The sequence below is a fragment of the Indolivaga alginatilytica genome (genome assembly GCF_003201355.1).
In the GTDB taxonomy this organism is placed as follows: domain Bacteria; phylum Bacteroidota; class Bacteroidia; order Bacteroidales; family Dysgonomonadaceae; genus Dysgonomonas_A; species Dysgonomonas_A alginatilytica.
In genome coordinates, this window is the sequence record NZ_QICL01000047.1 from 1 (window position 1) to 21,847 (window position 21,847).

Here is a 21,847-nt window from a genome sequence, read left to right on the forward strand (position 1 = left end):
ATTTCTTATGAGTTTAGTCACTTCAAAGAAACATCCTTCCGATTAATTACGGAAACCCTTTATTATCTTTTCTCTCATAAATTTAAACAGGCTCTAAGATCTAAGACCTTAATATTACTTTACGTTATTTAGAAATTGAGCGGAACAAGCAATTTGATGCCAAAATTACGTCCCATATTAAAAACTCCCTCTCTACCTGTTACTTGATTTACATCGGTATATTTCAAACGACTCAAGTGATTTTGATAAGCTTTATTTGTTATGTTATTCGCCATAAAATAAAGCGAAGCCCATGTGCGTCCTTTATGTACAAAATCCGTTCCAAAGGAAGCATTCAATAATGTATAGGCAGGAGTCACTGTTTCGGTATCAAAAGCCGAAAAGATTCGATCCTGTTTCAAATTACTTTCAATACCCACCGAAACATAAGTATTATTCAACGTTTTACCATGACGAATCAGATCGAAACATAAATCAGAGATTAATTTAGGAGCTGGCGTAAATGGTAAGTTTTTAGTAGAATCAGGCTGATTCAACTGTACCGAGTTTACATACGAGAATGAGTTTTGAAAATGTAATCTTTCAATAGGATGTATATCAATACTTATTTCTCCCCCTAGAATACGTGCGTTACCTGATACGAATTGAAATGTTTTATAACCATCGGTCAATAAATCATGACCATCCTCATCCAATAATTTATGAGAGAAGATATAATTATTAATGCGATTGGCAAATAAAGAAACTTCCCCCGAAATGATCGGTGATGAGTAACCAAAACCTAAATCGGCCTGCCAGCTATTTTCAGCCTTAAGATTAGGATTTCCTATTTCGTAACGAACAGCACCTCCATGCGCTCCATTAGAAGCCAATTCGCTAATATTGGGAGCACGGAAACCATGCGATAGATTTAATTTTGTGTACCAACCATCCGATAGCTGATAGGTAAAACCTAAACTTCCACTAAGCCCCTGAAAGTTTCGGGTATATGCCGGAAATATCTGCGCATCATGGTCGTGATCGTGATCATCACCATCTTCATGATCGTGTGTATGAGGTTCAAACTCTTTCACACTCTGATGGCGGCGATCGAAACGCAATCCCCCACTAATATCTAATTTACCAAAATTTTTAGAAGCGATGGCAAATACTCCCATATCAAACAATTTATACTCAGGCAAAAGCGTTTCATGCCCTCTATTTAATGAGGATTGATACATTCCGTTTACACCTGTCACCAACTTATATCCATTTATTTCAGGTAAACTATAACGCACATCATAGGTTGCAGTATGCAGTTGAAAATATAAAGCATACTCATTGCGATCCATCACATTTTCAAATTCCTGACGTCGATTTTGTTGATACCCAAAGATGGTACGTAAACTCCCATCACCCAATATTATATTACTACTTGATACTGCTTTGTAGTGATACACTTGTTGATAAGGCACAAATGGTCTATACGACCGACCATCTCTATCAGTAGCAACAGCTGTACCCTCTTCTCCATCAATAACAACAGGCTTAAGGAAGCCTCCTGTTTTCTCATCCCTTTCACCCTCAACAATACCAGGCGTAATATTATAGTAATCTAAGGTTAAATGGGAATAACCCCAGTTTTTGTTAAGACCAATAAGCCCAGATACAGCTCTTTCTTGGAATCCCGAGTTAAACACATATCCGTCGTATTTATTCTTATACGAATGAGCCCATTTGTCACTATATCTTGCATTCCAGACAATACCTCCTTTATTACCTGCTGTATTAACAGAATAATTAATCAGACCATTATTAGTTTGGTACTCTGTCAAAACATTTGCATTGATAACTCCATCAGGTAAGATTGGATCCGATTGAAAATTAATTACCCCTGCCATGGCATCCGATCCGTACATTAAACTTGCAGGACCTTTAAGTATTTCTACCGAATTTACCGATTGAGGATCGATCTCCACACCATGCTCGTCTCCCCATTGTTGCCCTTCCTGACGCACTCCGTCATTAACAACCACAACTCTATTATATCCTAAACCTCGAATAACGGGTTTAGATATCCCCGAACCTGTTGTTATCTGAGAAACTCCCGGTTGACGTGATATAGCATCAATTATATTAGAGGATGATTGTTGAAGCAGTTCTTTACGAGCAATGAATGATATAGGAGATGGTGTCCGTTTTATGAGTGAGCTACCCGTTAATGATGTAACCACTACTTCATTAATTTCGGCACTTGATTCTTTCAAAGCAAAATTCAGATCATTTACAGATCTTAAATCAACTGTCTGAACAAGTGTTTGATGACCTAAATAAGTTACTTGTACAGTAGTTCTAACTAAAGGCAGATTGTCAATTCTATACTGTCCTTTCTCGTTAGTAATGGCTCCTTTTTTCAGATCGGGGAGATAAACATTTACTCCCATAAGAGCTTCTCCATCTTTTTCGTCTGTAATAATCCCTTGTAGCGACCTATTATCGGTAGGCGCATTATTAGCAGATAGTGTTGCCAAAGAGAGCAGGCATATGATGATTGTGTATATTACTTTCATGTTCTTTTTTGATATTTTGAATTTCAACCCTTTACAGTCTAAAACCTTATTGTTTTATAAGTATAAGCGCAACTACCAGTTGCCACCTAGAAACAACGCACTAAATAAGTGGCTGTTACTTAAAAACAGGTAGACTTGGATACAGTATTTATCATACGATTCTTATTAACGGAATGATATACACCCGAATCGCATAGATTGAATAAATTCAGCCTACAACTCGTACAATAAATAGATTTTGAATAATTTAGCTATTTCAATGACACCTTAGAGATATAACAGACTATTGTTGCTACACTTCCCCAAAGCAATAAAAAGGTCTGAGACCTTTATTTTAGAAAAGACCGAGTGCAGGAGGTGCTCTCAGTGAAACATGAAGAATAGGTTGATAAGTCTGAGTTTGGATCTCAGCTTGTATAATTTCAGCAAAGTAAATATCAAAATGTTGTTGTAATTCGGTGAACTGTTGCGGAGTGAATGCCTGAAGCATAAAAAGACAGATATCACAATCCTGATGAATGGATGTTGATTTTCCTGCCGAATGACAATGTGTATCATAATGAGAACCGTGATCTACAAAGAAAAAGTGAACCGGCTTCATCAGTATTACACCGAAAAAGACGATAATAAATAACGAGGCTATTTTTTGCCTGTTTGTCATTTGCACTTTCAATTTGTTCTAACGATTAAAGATACCCTAAGATCTTAGCAGATCTTCTAAACTCAGAACAAAGATATAGTATTAATGTTTAATAGAGCTTTAAAATGTCGTATTTTTTGCAGGGAGCAAACCTATAAAAAGGTCTGAGACCTTATAAAATAAAGCCATCTTTCATATATATAGTACGATCTGTAATTTTGGCCAGTTCCTCATCGTGAGTTACAATCACAAATGTTTGACCAAACTGATCTCTAAGATCGAAGAACAATTTATGTAATTCTATCTTATTTTCGGTATCAAGACTACCTGATGGCTCATCGGCTAATATCACTGCTGGATTATTAATCAAGGCACGGGCTACCGCTACACGCTGCTTTTCTCCTCCCGACAATTCGTTTGGTTTATGTTCAAGTCTCGAAGACAATCCCAATAATTCGAGTAATTCTTTAGCTTTCTTCTTAGCTTCCCATTCCTTAGCTCTACCAATTAAAGCAGGAATCATTACATTTTCAAGAGCCGTAAACTCGGGCAATAACTGATGAAATTGAAATACGAAACCAATATTACGATTTCTAAAATCTGAAACATTAGTGTCATTCAATCCTGTCACTTTCTGACCATTAATTATAACCGTTCCCGAATCGGGTTTATCCAGAGTTCCCATTATTTGGAGTAAAGTTGTTTTACCCGCACCACTAGCACCAACAATAGACACAATCTCACTCTGATTGACATGCAGATTGACATTTTTAAGGACTTGCAATTGTCCGTAACTCTTGGTTATATTCTGTACTTCTATCATAATGGCAATAATCTATCTTGAACTTAATTACAAAACAAATTTAGAAATAAATTTATAGCTTGTTAATCAAATTCCCGAAATCAGCAAAATAATTAAAGCATAGGGCTTATTCAGTAAGGTCTTAGACCTTTTTATTGCTTTGGTAAGCATAACACCAGTAGTCTCTTATGATTCGAAAGCATATCATTAAATACTTTCATTTACTTATATTAAAGTTTTGTTGCTACTTTTGCACATAATAGCGATTCACTACATACATGAAGAAAATATTTACGCTCATCTTATTCTCTCTGGTTTGCATACTGGCGCATGCCCAAAATTATCATAAAGATGATAAAGAAGGATTGATGCAGATACTGAGACAAGAATCGATGAACCGAGACAGTTTAAATCTGGAACAATTGGGTCTTAGTGAGAATGATACAACAAATTGGGAAACATCTGACGCATGGATCACTAAACTAAAAGGAATAGAGTGGAACGACAAGCTACCCAAACGAATAACAAGTATAGATTGGACAAGTGTTAATTTATCAGGGAGCTTTGATTTTGGATATTTTCACGAGCTACAATCTGTTATTTGTGCCAATAATCACATCTCTAAAATAGATATTCAGAAGAATAAGCAGCTACTCCATTTGAACATCTCTCAAAATGAAATAGACAGTATATATCTATTAAATAACAAATTACTCTCATATCTAAATGTATCAGGGAATGGCTTAACGTCTATTAATCTGAAAAACAACAAACAACTAGAGCATCTCAATTGCAGTTATAATGGACTAAAAAATATAGACTTATCTAAGAACTCTGCCCTTAAATCACTGGACATTTATTGGAACCAACTCACGACCTTAGATTTATCGGGCAACAAACAATTAGTAGATTTGAGTTGCTATGCAAACTATCTCGTTTCCATCAATCTCTCGAAGAATACTTTACTTGAGACTCTAGATTGTACCGAAAATAAGTTGCAAACTCTCGATCTACGATCAAACATAAAACTCTTTCATCTGGCTTGCGACAAGAATCAACTGGAAGATATAACTTTTGGTGAAACTTCTGTTTTATCTATATTCTCTTGTTCGGAGAATAAGCTTCAGAACCTCAATTTGCTTGCTCTGCAAGACCTCAATATTTTTGACTGTTCGAAAAACTCTATTATGATTTTCGACCTTTCTAAAAACCCAAACCTACAATTGCTAAAAGTATCGAACAATCCCATTGCTAAACTAGACATTGATCAGAATAGCATGCTGATGGAATTATATTGTTCAAATAATGGATTGGCTGATATTAATATAAAAAACAATAAGGAATTACTGACTTTAGACTGCTCATCGAATGCAATCACACAACTCGATCTTTCAGACAATCAATACCTATCGAAATTAGATTGCATATCGAATAAATTAGTCTCACTAGATCTACAAAACAATCAGGATCTTATTTCTTTAGATTGTGATTCTAATAGTATCAAGAATCTGGATATAACTCCCCTTATCAAATTAGAAAAGCTTAGTTGCTCAGTAAATAAACTTAGCAAGCTTGATACATCAAGAAACAAGAAATTAACAGATTTATTCTGTGCCGATAATCAATTAACAGATCTGAATTTAGAAAACAATACACTTCTCAAAACTTTAGATTGCTCCATAAATACCGTAGACTCACTCAACATTACTAAATGCGAACACTTAAGCATTTTATATTGTGACGACAACGAGCTTAGCAATCTCAATATAAGTAACAATCATAGACTAACGGAACTTACTTGCTCGGCAAATAAATTGACAGAAATCGATTTCAGTAATAATCAATTACTGAGTAAGCTTGATTGTTCTAATAATTCACTAGAGAATCTGGAGTTGCCTCGCAACCTTCCCCTACTCTATTTAGATTGTTCGAGCAACAATATAACTAATTTAGATATTGACAAAAGCTTCTTCTTTAAAATGAATTGTTCACACAACTCATTAAGCTTTTCCTCAATCAATTTATCCGACTATACTTTCATCAGAAATTATACTTACTCTCCACAAACTATTATAGATGGAGGTATAGCACAATGTGGAGATACAATAGATCTAAGTTCTGAGTTTATGAAAAATGGAAAAGAAACCCGGTACCGTTGGTTCGAAAGCGGCGATGAAATAGTATTTGACGGATCGGAAGGCAGATATATAGTTCCCGAATCGTTTGCAGGAGTAGATCTCGTATGCAGAATGACCAACGATGCTTTTCCTAAACTTTTATTACGTTATAAGTTTTCGATAGAGCCAATAGAAAAAAAGGAGGAATAGCTTATATTTTTTCTACCTTTGCTACATTAAATAATGAGAATCAGTAATTGAATTATTTTATCTATCTATGTAAGGATCAGCAAACAGTAAACAAGGAAAAAAACAACTCGTAAAAAAACTGTAACTTTTGTAACTTTTGTAACCTTTTCAGACAATAACATCTGATAAACAGACGATTACAAAAATAAGAAAAGTAACACTCAGCAGTCACCTTTGCCACCTTAATTGTTTACTTTTTGTAGCTGGTGTCACTTTTTTGTAGAACTTTTCAACTACTGATTCGCATAAAATAATTAAACGCAAAGTCGCTAAGACGCTATTTTTTATTTATATTCTTCGAATAGCAAAGAAAAAACTTTGAGTCTTCGTCTCTTAGCGTTCTCTTAAGGTCACAGACCTTTTTATTGCTTTGGCAGGCATAACAACCAGAGATAGTTATACTGATAAAACATCGCATTAAATATTAAACGTTACTTAAATAGAATAAACAGGTCTTCGACCTTAAAAATAGAAATAACAAAATAATGGCTATATCCTATCTTCAGGTAGATCAGCTCACTAAAAGCTTTGGTGATTTAATATTATTCAGCAATCTGTCATTTGGCATTGCCGAAGGGCAACGCATTGGCTTACTTGCCAAAAACGGTACAGGAAAAACAACCCTACTCAATATATTAACAGGTAAAGAGTCATACGATTCGGGTTCTGTGGTATTTCGCCGAGACTTGAGAGTTGCCTATTTAGAGCAAGATCCCCAATATCCGGGCGATATAACAGTTCTTGATGCTTGTTTCCTATCGGGAACCGATGTAACCAACGTAATTGCAGAATACGAGAAGGCAATGGAATTGGGAGATCACTCGAATCTGGACGACATCCTTCAGCGTATGGACTTGCTGAAAGCTTGGGATTATGAGCAAAGAGCCAAACAAATCCTGTCGCAATTAAAAATTCGAAATTACGATCAAAAAATATCCGAATTATCTGGGGGACAATTAAAACGTGTTGCATTGGCAAACGTATTAATTACCGAACCCGAACTTATTATTCTGGATGAGCCTACCAATCACCTTGACTTAGATATGACCGAATGGTTGGAGGAATACCTTCAACGCTCACGATTAAGTTTATTGATGGTAACGCACGACCGTTATTTTTTAGACCGAGTTTGTTCCGAAATCATTGAGATCGATCAAAAACAATTGTTTCAATACAAAGGTAATTACTCTTACTACTTAGAAAAAAGACAAGAGAGAGTAAGCGGTCAAAATGCAGAAATTGACAGAGCTAATAATCTTCTCCGCAAGGAACTTGAATGGATGCGTAAGCAACCTAGAGCAAGAGGAACAAAAGCAAAATCACGTATAGATGCTTATTATGATCTGGAGAAGAAGGCGGAAAAGGAACGCGATCTGGGTAATGTACAACTACAAATGAAAGGCTCGTATATCGGTAATAAGATATTCGAAGCAAAGCATATATATAAATCATTTGGAGATTTAAAGATTCTTGAAGATTTCAATTACGTATTTGCCCGATACGAGAAAATGGGTATTGTAGGAAACAACGGTACAGGAAAATCGACTTTCATTAAAATGTTGATTGGAGATGCTCTCCCCGACAAAGGAGAATTTGATGTGGGCGAAACAGTAAACTTCGGCTATTATAGTCAGGATGGTTTACAGTTCGACGATCAGATGAAGGTATTGGACGTGGTTCAGAACATAGCTGAGGTAATTGACTTGGGTAATGGTAACCGTCTTACAGCATCGCAATTTCTTCAACACTTTTTATTTCCACCCGAAAAACAACACAACTTCGTATATAAATTATCAGGGGGTGAGAAACGCCGTTTGTATTTATGTACAGTATTGATTAAAAATCCAAACTTCCTCGTTCTCGATGAGCCTACGAATGATTTGGATATTATGACTTTGAATATTCTCGAAGAATATCTTCAAAGTTTCAAAGGATGTGTTATTGTAGTATCGCACGACCGTTACTTTATGGACAAGGTTGTAGATCATCTATTAGCATTCTCGGGTAACGCTCAGATAAAAGATTTCCCAGGTAACTACACACTATATCGCGAGTGGAAAGAGGTACAGGAATTAATAGCAAAAGAAGCTGCCCAAGCTGAAAAAGGAAAAGAAATTAAAGAAGAAAAGCCTAAGATTGAAGCTCCTAAAAAAGAAGAAAAGAAAAAGGTTTCTTATAAAGACAAGCGTGAGTTTGAAGAATTAGATGCTCTGATTCCTAAATTAGAAGCAGAAAAAGTAAAGTTAGAAAACGAATTATCTGACAGCAATTTATCTCCCGATGCTCTTTTAGCAAAATCAAATCGCATAAGTGAACTGATTACTGAAATAGAAGAAAAGACTCTACGCTGGATAGAACTTAGTGAACTGATATAAAGTATAAAAGCGAATTAAATTCGCCAATATACATACATTTTATTTAAATTTAGGGGCGTATTGTATACGTCCCTATTTGTATTATATGATTAGCTGTTTATTAAAAAGATAACAACCTAATCAATATAAGATTTTAGATCATTTAAATTAACCTAATATGAAAACAGCTTTAGCCTTGAGCCGTATAGGCATTCTATTTACATTCATTCTTACAGCGGGGAGTCTATTTGCTCAGCAATCAGAGCAACGAATAAAAAGTATCCCCTATAAATTGGAGATTTATAACAGTCCTGTAGACTATGTAATAAATGATTCTGAGATTAAGATTACATCGGGAGAAAAAACAAACTTGTTTAATAATCCAAACGGGAAATCGAATGTTCATAATGCCCCGATGATACTATTTAAGCCCGAGGCTGATTTTACATTAAGTGCTAAAGTTACAGGTGACCTGAAATTCATATATGATGTTGCAGCATTGGTTGTATATCAAGATGAATATACTTGGGCGAAGTTTTGTTATGAGAATTCGGTGCTTAAAGAACCTACAATTGTATCCGTCGTTACCAGATTGTTATCTGACGACTGCAATTCTGAGAAAACAGGATCGTTTGCATATTTATCGATTGTGAAAAAAGAGAATGAATTTTCATTCTTTTATTCAAAAGACGGGAAAAGCTGGAAAATGATTCGAAATTTTCATTTGGAAACAAAAGACCTAAAAGTTGGTTTTGCAGCGCACGGATCACGAGGCACCGGATTTACTGGAATTTTCTCTGAAATAAAATATCAGAACAAAGCTTTGAGCGATATGCGTGATTTAAATTAATCGATATCATCACATAAACAATATCTAATTTGGAAATATTTTCCCAATAATAAAAAGCGAGGTACAATATTTACTGTATCTCGCTTTTCTTTTATAAAATTACCTTTCTCTGATGTTTACAAGGGTTTCACAGGAATACAAATATCTACGATATGCCTTTTCTCAGGATGGGTAGTAAAGTCATTATGATATAATTCATACGTACAACCATCCCCTTGTTGATAGCCGCTTTCGGTAAACCAAAGGCACATCGTATTCCATGCTTGTTGGAATTCTTCGTTTGTAATTTCAAAACGACCTACGGCATATTTTCCTCTTGGAATAGTCATTTTTCCTATCTCCCCATCTACCTCAACCTCTCTTTCCACAATAAGGCAAGCACTTTGCCTTACTTTCTCAATTTCGGTTATTGACGGATCATCGTGAGTCACCGTTGCTGTTTTAGAAACATTGGTTATAAACAGTCCGCGAGGCGTTGCCCATTTGCTTAATTTCTCATATGCCTGTCCAATCAAATGGAACGGACCCACATGCCGACAATAAACAGCTTTCATTTCGGGCATTTCTTTAACTTCTACTTTCGTTTGCATAAAAAATAATTTATTTGAGTTATCAATGCAAAGATCGTCGATCAAGTCTGTATCGCTTTTCAAATTCTTGCGAAGCATTTGTCCGTTCTTGCTAAAAAGCTTTCCATCGAAAGAGAATACAGGCTGCTCTGTTTCCCTGAACTGAGTAGGGGTCATGTTGAAGTATTTTCGAAAAGTGCGACTTAATAGAGATACACTTCCAAAACCGCAAGTATAGGCTATCTCGGTTATGGTTTGAAGAGTTTCATTACGTAATTTCCATGCTGCTTTTTCGATACGCAAACGTTGAATATAATCGCAAGGTGTTTCGCCAATGAAGAATGTGAATATCCTGTGGAAATGAAAAGGGGAAAAACTGGCAACTTCTGCAACTTTCTCCAAAGAGAGCGAAATATCCAAGTGATTGTCTATATAATGAAGGACTTTATTGATACGAGCCAAATATTCCTGCCTACTGGTATCTTTCAATTCTTGCATGGGCAATACTTTTATTTTTAATCCGCAAAGCTATCTAATCTATGCCTAACTACATTGTCTAATCTTGCTATCTGTAAACTTGTCCGCTATTTTTTAAACCTAACAAAAAAGAATTATCCATGATGAGACAGTCTCATTATGGATAATTCTTTTTTGTTATAATATATTGATGTGATTAGAAATCCAGAAATTCAACTTCTCCCGATTCAATATGATAAACTGCTCCTACGATATTAATTTCACCATTAAGATACGCCTTTTTTAAATATGGATCGGAGTTACGCAGTTGCTTCACACCATGTACCACATTAGCTACCACAGCCAAATTAAAGTTTTTCCCGGCAGTTCTGAGTACCTCTTGCTCCTCTTCTTCACTTTTCAATTTCTCGATAATCTTAGACACATGATCTTCCCTTTCCAAAGAATTACCTGCATCCACGTTATCCACATGATCCAATAATGCTTTAATAGCTCCACACCCCTGATGTCCCATAACAACAACCAAAGGGGTATGTAAATGCTCAATTGCATATTCGATACTCCCCTCTTCAAAATCAGCCATTACATTACCCGCCGTACGTATAGAAAATACATCTCCTAAGCCTTGATCGAATACAATTTCGGGTGGTACACGCGAATCGGAACAGCCTACAATAACACATTTGGGATTCTGCCCCTTGGCTAACTCTTTTATTCTTTCCGAATCTTGACGCTTATGTGTAGACGTTCCTGAAAAAAAACGTTTATTACCCTCTTTTAGAATCTGTAGAGATTCGATCGCCTGAGATGAAGGCTTTTCTACAACCATTTCAACTTTACGATCGGGATTAAAAGCTGAGTTCTGAGAAAAGACTAAATTCCCACACATAAGCATGACCAGCATTATTCCCATAGAAGAATAGAATGACATAGATTTCATAGAAATTGAATATTAAATGATAATTACCTAAATTAAGCGTAAAAGTAAATAATAGATCTAAACTACAGTTAAAAATCTCTCCCTATTTTTCAAAAAGACACATTTTAATAGAATCCTTGTTCACTCACTATCAGATGAATAAATTCACATTAGCATTCTCAGCTCTATCCAGATAAGCAGCTACTCCTCCAATTGTAGCATGATCCATCAATTCTTCTTGTTTTATACCCATTACATCCATCGACATTGAGCAAGCTATAAACTCCACACCATTATCTATTGCTTGTTGTATAAGACTTTCTAGTGTATCAACTTTTTTCTCTTTCATTATATAGCGCATCATTTTTCCACCTAAGCCTCCCATATTCATTTTAGATAATCCTAACTTCTTACTACTCGAAGGAAGCATCAGACCAAACATCTTCCCTAAAAAGTCTTTTTTCACAGATGGCTTTGAAGCTTTCTTAATCACATTCAATCCCCAGAAAGTAAAAAACATACTTACTTTTTTACCCGATGCCAGTGCTCCATTTGCTATAACAAAGGAAGCCAAAGCTTTGTCCAGATCGTCACTAAAAACAATCAAAGTCTTATTGTCCTTTGGTTTAGAAACCATTTCGCAAGACTGAACCTTTTCTGTTTTCTCAATACAAGCTGTTACTACGCCTCCCGAATTATTTATACTTATCAGGTTGGCACCTACCATGCGACACCATCCACTTAAATCTTCACCAAATGCCTGATCGGTCACTTTTATTTCTAATCTATCACCATTCTCTATTTGGTCATAATTCTTTTTCAATTGCATTATCGGACCCGGACATTGCAATCCGCAGGCATCTATTGTTATTGTTTTCATTTCTGATTTAATATTATTGTTCACCAATGGCAACGTATCTTTGAAAGCTACATCGGTTGATTGAATATCTATCGCATTCGAATATGTTTTATACCCTCCCGAAAGATTATAAATATTGGTATAACCGTTTTGCAATAAAATACGTGAGGCTAGATATCCACGCAAACCTACAGCACAGTAAACCACAATCTTTTTATCTTTTGAGATCTCCGATAAACGAGAACGAATATCATCAACGGGAATATTTACAGCACCATCGATATGTGCAAACTGGAATTCTCCACTCGTACGAACATCAATCAATAGTGTTTCATCCTTATCAAGTTTATTAACCTCCCTCCAATGAATAATATTCACTTTCTTTTTAAGAATATTATCAGCAACAAACCCGGCCATGTTTACGGGATCTTTTGCTGATGAATAAGGTGGTGCATAAGCATGTTCTACTCCCATCAGGTCATAAATCGTTCCCCCTTTTTTTATAATCTGAGCAAATAAATCGATTCTCTTATCCACACCATCAAAACCTACGATTTGTGCACCCAGTAACTTCCCGTCAATAGGTGAGAAATTTATTTTAATTGATAATGGCAAAGCATTCGGATAATATCCTGCATGCGAATTTCCATGAGTGAATGAAGATAAATGAGTAATATTTTCCCTATCTAATAGTTTAGAGGATACTCCCACAGCAGCTACTGTAATATCAAATACCTTGGCGATAGAAGTACCTATCGTTCCCGTATATTTGTAGGTGTTTCCTTCCAATATATTATCAGCAACAATACGTGCTTGCTTATTAGCAGGTCCTGCTAAAGGAATCAATGAATATTTGCCTATCAAAGGATTAAACACTTCTACAGCATCGCCCAAAGCATACACATCAGGATCAGAAGTTTGCATATAATCATTAACCTTTATACCTCCTAACGAACCCAATTCTAAACCTGCATCCTTAGCCAAATGAACTTCGGGACGTACGCCTATACTCAGTATCACCATATCAGCCGAAACATTTTTCTTGCTTTCGAGTAATACTTTTATTTCATCATTATCCGATTCAAAACCTTCTACAACTTCACCTAAAAGCAAACCTACATTCTTACTCTTCAAATGTTGATGTACCAAACTAGCCATCGAAAAATCGATGGGTGCCATCACCTGATTTGCTCTTTCTACCACACAGACTTCTACACCTGCATCCTGCAAATTTTCAACCATTTCGAGACCGATAAATCCACCTCCTATCACAACTGCCCTTTTGGGTTTATGTTGGTCGATATGAGCTTTTATATTATCCATATCAGGAACATTCCTTAATGAAAATATCCTCGAATCATTTATTCCGGGCATCGCAGGTTTTATGGGTTCTGCACCTGTAGAAACAATCAGCTTATCATAACTTTCAGAATAACTTTCGTTAGTTAAACGATTCAGCACAGTAATAGTCTTACTGTTCAAATCAATAGCTGTCACTTCTGATTTAATCCGTATATCAATATTAAAACGGTTTACAAATCCCTCTACTGTTTGCACAAATAGCCTGTCTCTGTCGTTAATCGTTCCTCCAATATAATAGGGCAACCCACAATTGGCATACGACACATACTCTCCTCGCTCAAATAAAATTATTTGAGCATCTTCACTTTCTCTTCTCAATCGTGCAGCAGCCGTAGCTCCTCCTGCAACTCCACCTATTATAAGTACTTTCATCATCTATTAATTTATCATTAAACATATTTGCTATTAGCAACAATATAATAAAAATGAAACCTATTCCATTAATTTAAAAAAGTGAGAACCCAACTCTTTAAAATCCATATCCTGTTTCAACATTTCTGCAACTTTACTTTTACCCGATTCACTAAGAGTAAATATCATCTGGCGCTTATCAACCAAACCCATCTCACGAACTATTAAGCCCTTTGTCTCAACCGTATTTATAACACGGGAAACACGAGAATTAGATAGCCCGACGAAATCACACAACTCATTAGCCAACTTCGGTTTACCATCTTTCAAGCAACAAAGTATCATACCTTCATTAATAGTAATACCATTCATCTCGGCAAACTCCTTTTCGAAGTTGTAAAGAGCCTTATATATATCTTTTAATTTACAGATTGATTCCATTAAACATATTTGCTAGTAAGAAATATATACAAATGAAACATTTATTATTGAGATAACAAAATATAGTTGATCATTTTTAAAACTTGGTCGGATTAAACAGACCGTTTATCTCTTTTTTCTCCTATATATTATAACTATTACTTACAATTTATCAGATTCTGAAACACTTGATTAAGGAATAATAATATAAATACTTCTATAGCTTAGCCTATTTTAACTACCTTTGTATTCAATAACAAGAGCCGATATACAATAAACCGGCAATTAAAAATATTAAAATGAGTAGTAGAAGAGAACTTAAAAAACTAATTAATAACTCAATGGGGTTATTATATAACGACTGTATATTTTATAAGGTGTTTACACACAGTCCGAACATACAAAAAGCGGATGAAATTATTCTTCAAATTGCAGATGTACATACCGACCTGGTAAATCGTTTAAGCACATCGGAAGGTAAAGAAATTAAAAGCAGAACAAAAGCTTATTACAAAAAAGTAAAAGAAGATTTGAAGACGCAGGTTGATAAATTCGGATTAGAAATTCAAAAATTAGACTGAACCCCGAATCATGCAAAAGCTTAGTAGTTTCATTCTAAAAATAATAGGATGGAAAGCAGCGGGAATAACAGATTTCCCTTCCAAGTGCATCATATGTGTTGCACCCCATACCAGTAACTGGGATTTACTCTTAGGCAAATTAATATATTTATCGCTGGGGCGAGAATCTTATTTTCTTATAAAAAAAACATGGTTCTTCTTCCCTATGAATTTATTATTTAATGCCATGGGAGGAATACCGGTTGATCGCTCAAAAAAAACATCTTTGACAGAGCAAATGGCTCTGCAATTTGCCAGCCACGATAATTTTCAGCTAGCTGTTACACCCGAAGGCACACGCAGCAAGAATGGCGAATGGAAACGTGGTTTTTATTACATTGCAATGGCTGCAAATGTTCCCATTGTAATTGCCATACTCGATTATAAAGACAAGACTGGCTATTTTGATTCTGTTTTCATTCCAACCGGAGATGCAGATAAAGACATAGCCGAAATGCAAAATCGTTATAAGAACGCAAATGGTAAACACCAAGAAAAGTTCTCATCAGGAAATGCAGAATGAAGATACAAATCTAAGAGTAAGCCTTCTCCAAACAGATATTAAATGGGAAGACAAAGAGTACAACCTGACAACTCTTGAAAGATATATTTCAGAACTAACCGGAAAGACAGACCTGATTGTCCTTCCGGAAATGTTTTCTACCGGTTTCTCCATGAACAGCCATATCTTGGCAGAGGGAGTGGACGAAAAGACAATCACAACACTACAAAAATGGTCTGCTCAATATAATGTAGCACTATCAGGCAGCTTTATTGCTAGAGATAATGGCGAATATTATAACAGAGGATTTTTTATAACTCCAACCGATACTACCTTTTACGACAAAAAACATCTCTTCAGAATGGGAGACGAATCTAAACACTTTTCGGCAGGAGACAAGCAATGTATCGTTCAGTACAAAGGCTTCAATATTTGCTTGCTGATTTGCTACGATTTACGCTTTCCAATCTGGGCACGTAACGTAGATAACAAATACGACCTGCTTTTGTATGTAGCAAATTGGCCAGAATCAAGAATAAAAGTATGGAACACATTGTTAGAAGCACGAGCATTAGAAAATCAATCTTACGTCTGTGGAGTAAATAGAGTAGGTAAAGACGATATAGGTCTTACTTATACAGGACAATCGGCTCTAATCGATTATAAAGGCAATAAAAGGGTATATTTAGATACTGCTATTGAACAGACCGCAACTGTTGAAATCTCAAAAGAAGAGTTAAATTTATTTAGAAATAAATTTCCTGTATGGAAAGATGCAGATAAATTTACTCTCTATTAATAACTCAGTAGAAATAAAAGCATACTGAAACTTTATAGGGCAAATGTCTTTTTAATCTAAGTAAACAAGATCAACAGATGTTTGTTATATAATTAAGTAATACTAAATAGAGTAAACAATGAGAAAATTAGTAAAATTGTCATTTGCATTAGTAATGATACTATCGCTAGGAATTATGGCACAAAGTTGTAAAACAAGTAAACAATCATCTAAAAATGACTATCCAGGTGAAAACACACCTAATATAACAGGAACTTGGGTTTTGAAGTCATTAAACGGGCAACCGACAGCAAGTATCTTCAAAGGAAAAACTCCAACAATGAATATTGATGTTGTAGAGAAAAGAATATTTGGAAACGGTGGCTGTAATGGTTATACAGGTTCTTTCACTTACGAAAAAGGGATTCTTTCGGCTCCTAATTTAGCTTCGACTATGATGATGTGTACTGATGAAAATCAAGAACACCAATTCCATCAAGTTCTAGGCCAACCAAACAAAGTTTCCATTAGAGATGGAGTCCTACTTCAACTAAGCAATAACGGCAAAGTTGTTGCAGAGTTTGAAAAAGGCATAGACACATCTCTCTTGATAGGAGAATGGAAATTAGAAACTATTGCTGACGGAAATGTAGCCACCCTATTTGCAGACAATATTCCAACTATTTCATTTGATCTTGCAGAAAGCAGATTTGGTGGAAATGCAGGATGTAATCGTTATAACGCAACCTACAAAATAGAAGGTACAACAATAACAGTAGGTCCGGTAATGTCAACAAGAATGGCTTGTCCTAATATGGAAGGTGAAGGTAAATTCACACAAATCATCACAGGAACATCTACTCTTGAAGCTGGACTAAATAAGATTACTTTCTCTAAAGATGGAAAAGTAATCCTCACATTCGTAAAAGACGTAAAATAAAGTACCATGCTTTGAATTGTCTTTCAAAAAAGAATAATACAAAAGCAGTGAATAAATTATTCACTGCTTTTATATTTTATATATTACCTTTGTATTAAATAAGATATCGAATTATTAGCATTATATAATATATTCTCATGTTGAAAATAAAAGTTGCCATAAATCCTAAATACGGGTATCTCAAAGAATTCATAGGCAATCTCCCGTCTAACTTCGATACTCAGGGAGAAGTTTTATTCGGTGGGCGAAATATTATCAGAGAGATATCTACTAAAGACTTGCGATTAAACGTAAAATCATTTAAAGTACCCAATATCATCAATCAATTTGTTTATGATAACTTCCGGGTTTCAAAAGCTAGACGTTCTTTCGAATATGCTAATATTCTTTTAGAAAGAGGCATAAATACTCCCGATCCTGTAGCATACTTAGAATGCAAACAAGGAATACGTTTCATGCAAAGCTATTATATCTCCATACAAGAAGAGTTTGACGGCTTAATGAGAGAGTTTAAAACAGGAGAATTAATAGGTCGTGAAAATTTATTATCTCAGTTTGCAAGATTTACAGCAAATATGCACCAAAAAGAAATTCTACACCTTGATTATTCACCCGGAAATATTCTTTATAAGAAAGAAGATAAAACCTATCATTTTTATCTGGTGGACTTAAACAGAATGTATTTTGGCGATATATCTATGGATTTAGGCTGTAGAAGCTTCAGACGTTTATGGGGAAATGACGAAATGATAAAATTCATTGCCTCAGAGTACGCTAAAGCCCGTAATTTTGATGTTGATAAATGTATAGAACTTACACTTCTATATCATAAAAAATTCTGGGAATATTTCACTAAAAAGCATCCTGACAAAAAAGCTTATACCCTAACACCCCCCATTACGAATGACTAAAATATTAATCATCAGATTTCGAAGAGTTGGAGATTCGGTGATCTCATCATCTTTATGTTCATCTCTAAAAGAATCATTTCCCGATTCGGAGATACATTATATAGTAAATGAGCATATAGCACCTCTATACGAGCATCATCCGGATATTGATAAAGTAATCAGCTTTACGAATGAAGAAATGCACAGTATCACTGCGTATATAAAGAAATGCAGAAGAATTGTTAAGGAAACCAAGTATGATATTATCATAGATACAAGATCCACAATAAAAACTTTATTCTTCTCAATATTTTCGTTAGGGACAAAATACAGAATAGGAAGACAAAAGAAATACAATTATCTTATCCATAATCACAGGGTAAACAACAAATATGATGGTATCCGTGATAATGCTCAATTGACATTAGCTCTACTGGACCCGCTAAATACCGGCTATATAGTAAAAAAGAACCCTCACTTCAAATTATACTATACTACTGAGGAATATACAAAGTATAGAGAATACATGGAGTCTAAAGGAATTGATTTTACAAAACCAGTTATTGTTTGTGCCGTAACTGCCCGATTAGAATATAAAGTATGGGATAAGGATAAAATGCGAACTATATTAGAACGCATCATTAATAAATATGACGCACAACTAATCTTTAATTTCGGAGACAATAAAGAAAAGGATTCAGCACAGCACTTACAGAAAATAATGGATAATGATCCTCATATTTTCACAAATATAGAAGCTAATAACTTAAGAGACTTGATTGCGTTATTGGCAAACAGCAATTTTTTCTTTGGAAATGAAGGAGGAACCAGACATATTTCTCAAGCACTGGATATACCTTCCTTTGCAATCTACCCACCTAACATTCCTCTCAACAATTGGTTACCTAACAAGTCTGAACGATTTCAGGGCATAGAATTGAAAGATATAGTATCAGATATAAGTAATTACGAGACTTTATCTTATAATGAGCAATTCGCACTTATAGATATAGATTCAGTTTGGGTAAAGGTTGATAAAATGTTGGAAAAATATCTCTAATTCTCTTTTATCAATTCATCAAACAAGGCTATCCACTTACTCATTACAATATCTTCGGTAAAGCGCAATACATTTTGAGAAGCCGCCACACCCATTTTGTGTCTCAGTTCATAATTTTCAATAAGCAAAGATAGCTTATCAGCAAAATCATCAAGGTCTCCTTCTTTAATGAGAAATCCGTCCTCTCCTTCTGCTATAATATCTCTAGGGCCACATTTACAAGCAAAGGAGACCAGTGGAAGCCCGCAAGCCATAGCTTCGAGTAGCACCAGTCCAAAGCCCTCGTATTTCGAAGTCAAGGCAAATATAGAACTACTTACCATTTCTCTCTCAATATTCCTAGTCGCTGGATTATTTGTAACCTGATCTGCAATATTTAATTTCGCAGATAAATTCTTTAAAGAAGCTAAATCTCCGTTTCCATACGTAACCAGCTTCCATTCGGGATATTTCTTTGCTATTTTAGCCCATATCTTGATTAAAACATCGATTTGTTTTTGTTCAGATATACGGCCTACCCCAATAATTCTTTTTTCTTTATTAGTGGACTTCTCTTCCGGTATAAACGAAATGCTATTAGGTATTGCTATAATATTGGGTAAATCCCCCCATAAAGCTTTATCCTCCTCAGTTAATACGACAAACTTATCAAAATGCTTGACAATATCATAGTCTGCTTTTCTATATAGATACGTTATGAATTTACCCCAAGATATGTTTTCCAATCTCGAAATATATCGCGGTCTTTTATACTTTCCGAAATGTCTTTCTATAACCTTTTTACTTCCATCACTTACTTTATAGAGATAACGAGAAAACTTATCAAATACTGAAATTGATATATCTGGTTTTATTTCATCTAATGCCTTTATTAATCTCTCTATATATATCTGCTTATACTTCCAATGAAGAATTTGTTGTTTGAGGCCTTTTGCTGTGAATTCACACTCTAAACTATAGAATCTAATTCTCGGGTCAAAATCAAAGAATGGAGTCTCACGCATGGTTTCAGTAAGTATAAAATAAACTTCATACCCTTTCTTAACCAAATAATTTGCTTTATTGGCTAAAACACGCTCTCTACCACCACTATTTGATATTCTCGAAACACAATACGCTATTCTCATACATTACAAATATAAGTAATAATCAAGAGTTTTTATAATTAGCCATATATTTTATTAACTTTATAAAAGCATAATCAAACAGAAGTATTTCTAACTCTATAAACAATGAAAACAGCATTATTAATATCAACATATAACTGGAAAGAAGCCCTATCTCTCATTTTTAAAAGTATAGAAGAACAGACTCAGTTACCTGATGAGATTCTAATTGCAGACGATGGCTCTAGAGAAGATACAAAAATTATTATCGACAAATTTAGGCAAATAGTACCTACACCCATCATTCATGTATGGCACGAAGATATCGGGTTTCGGAGATCTATGATTTTAAACAAAACTATAGCACAAGCAAACGCTGACTATATAATACAAATTGATGGAGATTGTATAATGCATAAAGACTTCATAAAAGACCATATAAGTAATGCTTCTCCTAATACATATCTATATGGTTCAAGAGTGAACATCAAATCCCAATACATAGAGAAGGTAATTAAAACAGAACATATTAAATTTAATTTTGCATCAAAAGAAATCAAAAATAAAACACGCGCATTACATATAAGTGCTCTATCAAAACTATACAAACCACATACGGAGGTGTCTTCTAAAATAAGAGGATGTAATCTATCTTTCTGGAAGAACGATTTTATTACAATAAATGGCTATAGCGAAGACTTTGAGGGATGGGGAATGGAGGATTCGGAAATGATTCAAAGAATGCACAACAATGGCATCTTAGCTAAAAGATTACGCTATTCCGGTATTGTTTTTCATATGTACCACAAATCTGCATCAAAAGATAATGCTTCGCACAATAACACACTCTTACTAATGACTCGGAAATCAAAAGTGGTTACATGCGAGAAAGGAATAAACCAATACTTATAATTAGCCCTATTCTCTCACATTTTAGTTAAAGAGTAAGTTTATTTGAACCTTTACAATCTATCAAATATTATTTTATTAGCAGAATATTATGCAATTTTTAGATCCAACGATGTCATTTTCTATAGAAGAGGAGTTCTATATCTCCAGCCTTATAAAGACGAACAGGATCGGCCCCTCTAATATGTCAAAGTTTTTCTCAGATAGTGCTGATCTTTTCTATTCGAAGGCAAAGTAAATATCATTTTAGGGGAATGAGAGGCATTGTAATCTATACAATGCCTTTTTCAGATTACTTTCTAAGCTATATATGTTAAGGCAGGTAGTCATCTAAGATAGGTCTAAATATAACACAACGATCTTTTTATTATTTTTATTTGTGGTATATATTAAACAAAGCAGCCTCAGAGTAAATTACTCTGAGGCTGCTTAAAAAGAGGGCGGCTATCTACTCTCCCACCTAAAGGCAGTACCATCGACGTGGTTGGGCTTAACTTCTCTGTTCGGAATGGGAAGAGGTGGAT

At 34.9% G+C, this 21,847-nt stretch carries 18 protein-coding genes and 1 rRNA gene; 10 read left to right on the plus strand and 9 right to left on the minus strand.

Translation table 11 applies throughout. The annotated features are described in order from the left end of the window. Positions 1–128: 128 nt before the first annotated feature. The 3 genes from CLV62_RS20370 to CLV62_RS20380 all read right to left on the minus strand — a co-directional run bounded on the left by CLV62_RS20370 (position 129) and on the right by CLV62_RS20380 (position 4,012). A complete protein-coding gene (locus CLV62_RS20370) occupies positions 129–2,549 on the minus strand; it encodes a TonB-dependent receptor (protein ID WP_110312614.1) in 2,421 nt (806 codons plus the stop codon). 334 nt (positions 2,550–2,883) lie between these two features. Beyond that, the gene (locus CLV62_RS20375) at positions 2,884–3,210 is read right to left on the minus strand and encodes a hypothetical protein (RefSeq protein WP_110312615.1); all 327 of its coding nucleotides are present in this window, start codon (positions 3,208–3,210) and stop codon (positions 2,884–2,886) included. 151 nt (positions 3,211–3,361) lie between these two features. Beyond that, complete coding sequence (locus CLV62_RS20380; protein ID WP_110312616.1) at positions 3,362–4,012, minus strand: ABC transporter ATP-binding protein; 651 nt, start codon at positions 4,010–4,012, stop codon at positions 3,362–3,364. A 257-nt stretch (positions 4,013–4,269) separates the two neighbouring features. On the opposite strand from CLV62_RS20380, the gene CLV62_RS20385 reads away from it, so the two are divergent. From CLV62_RS20385 to CLV62_RS20395, 3 genes are all read left to right on the plus strand, one after another. Beyond that, positions 4,270–6,318 (plus strand): leucine-rich repeat domain-containing protein, encoded by a 2,049-nt coding sequence (locus tag CLV62_RS20385; protein WP_110312617.1) that lies wholly within the window; start codon positions 4,270–4,272, stop codon positions 6,316–6,318. A gap of 524 nt (positions 6,319–6,842) precedes the next feature. Further along, positions 6,843–8,732, plus strand: a complete 1,890-nt coding sequence (abc-f, locus tag CLV62_RS20390; protein ID WP_110312618.1) for a ribosomal protection-like ABC-F family protein — start codon at positions 6,843–6,845, stop codon at positions 8,730–8,732. Positions 8,733–8,889: 157 nt separating this feature from the next. Next, a complete protein-coding gene (locus CLV62_RS20395) occupies positions 8,890–9,561 on the plus strand; it encodes a DUF1349 domain-containing protein (RefSeq protein WP_110312619.1) in 672 nt (223 codons plus the stop codon). Between the two features lie 116 nt (positions 9,562–9,677). Here CLV62_RS20395 and CLV62_RS20400 read toward each other — a convergent pair whose 3' ends face one another. The 4 genes from CLV62_RS20400 to CLV62_RS20415 all read right to left on the minus strand — a co-directional run bounded on the left by CLV62_RS20400 (position 9,678) and on the right by CLV62_RS20415 (position 14,539). Then, a complete protein-coding gene (locus CLV62_RS20400; RefSeq protein ID WP_110312620.1) occupies positions 9,678–10,628 on the minus strand; it encodes an AraC family transcriptional regulator in 951 nt (316 codons plus the stop codon). A gap of 175 nt (positions 10,629–10,803) precedes the next feature. After that, positions 10,804–11,547: a carbonic anhydrase gene (locus CLV62_RS20405; protein ID WP_245904153.1), complete on the minus strand. Its 744-nt coding sequence runs from the start codon at positions 11,545–11,547 to the stop codon at positions 10,804–10,806. Between the two features lie 130 nt (positions 11,548–11,677). After that, the gene (locus tag CLV62_RS20410) at positions 11,678–14,119 is read right to left on the minus strand and encodes an FAD-dependent oxidoreductase (protein ID WP_110312631.1); all 2,442 of its coding nucleotides are present in this window, start codon (positions 14,117–14,119) and stop codon (positions 11,678–11,680) included. 60 nt (positions 14,120–14,179) lie between these two features. Then, a complete protein-coding gene (locus CLV62_RS20415; protein ID WP_110312621.1) occupies positions 14,180–14,539 on the minus strand; it encodes a MarR family winged helix-turn-helix transcriptional regulator in 360 nt (119 codons plus the stop codon). A 278-nt stretch (positions 14,540–14,817) separates the two neighbouring features. Here CLV62_RS20415 and CLV62_RS20420 point away from each other — a divergent pair, with 278 nt between their 5' ends. The 6 genes from CLV62_RS20420 to CLV62_RS20445 all read left to right on the plus strand — a co-directional run bounded on the left by CLV62_RS20420 (position 14,818) and on the right by CLV62_RS20445 (position 19,308). Continuing rightward, a complete protein-coding gene (locus CLV62_RS20420; RefSeq protein WP_110312622.1) occupies positions 14,818–15,099 on the plus strand; it encodes a hypothetical protein in 282 nt (93 codons plus the stop codon). Between the two features lie 7 nt (positions 15,100–15,106). Continuing rightward, positions 15,107–15,661 carry a 1-acyl-sn-glycerol-3-phosphate acyltransferase gene (locus CLV62_RS20425; RefSeq protein WP_245904155.1) on the plus strand — a complete coding sequence of 185 codons (555 nt, stop codon included), beginning with the start codon at positions 15,107–15,109 and terminating at the stop codon, positions 15,659–15,661. Then, on the plus strand, positions 15,618–16,439 hold the full coding sequence (locus CLV62_RS20430) for an amidohydrolase (RefSeq protein ID WP_245904154.1): 822 nt from the start codon (positions 15,618–15,620) through the stop codon (positions 16,437–16,439). The genes CLV62_RS20425 and CLV62_RS20430 overlap by 44 nt, the downstream gene beginning before the upstream one ends. A 118-nt stretch (positions 16,440–16,557) precedes the next feature. Then, positions 16,558–17,358 carry an META domain-containing protein gene (locus tag CLV62_RS20435; RefSeq protein WP_110312625.1) on the plus strand — a complete coding sequence of 267 codons (801 nt, stop codon included), beginning with the start codon at positions 16,558–16,560 and terminating at the stop codon, positions 17,356–17,358. Between the two features lie 137 nt (positions 17,359–17,495). Continuing rightward, positions 17,496–18,269, plus strand: coding sequence for a lipopolysaccharide kinase InaA family protein (locus CLV62_RS20440; protein WP_110312626.1), 774 nt, complete (start codon positions 17,496–17,498; stop codon positions 18,267–18,269). Continuing rightward, the gene (locus CLV62_RS20445) at positions 18,262–19,308 is read left to right on the plus strand and encodes a glycosyltransferase family 9 protein (protein ID WP_110312627.1); all 1,047 of its coding nucleotides are present in this window, start codon (positions 18,262–18,264) and stop codon (positions 19,306–19,308) included. Before CLV62_RS20440 ends, CLV62_RS20445 begins: the two co-directional genes overlap by 8 nt. On the opposite strand, the gene CLV62_RS20450 is transcribed toward CLV62_RS20445, so the two are convergent. Continuing rightward, complete coding sequence (locus CLV62_RS20450; protein ID WP_110312628.1) at positions 19,305–20,435, minus strand: glycosyltransferase family 4 protein; 1,131 nt, start codon at positions 20,433–20,435, stop codon at positions 19,305–19,307. The genes CLV62_RS20445 and CLV62_RS20450 overlap by 4 nt on opposite strands. Before the next feature lie 105 nt (positions 20,436–20,540). Here CLV62_RS20450 and CLV62_RS20455 point away from each other — a divergent pair, with 105 nt between their 5' ends. Further along, positions 20,541–21,326, plus strand: coding sequence for a glycosyltransferase family 2 protein (locus CLV62_RS20455; protein ID WP_110312629.1), 786 nt, complete (start codon positions 20,541–20,543; stop codon positions 21,324–21,326). 432 nt (positions 21,327–21,758) lie between these two features. Here CLV62_RS20455 and rrf read toward each other — a convergent pair. Then, a 5S ribosomal RNA gene (rrf, locus tag CLV62_RS20460) occupies positions 21,759–21,847 on the minus strand; the annotation flags it as partial.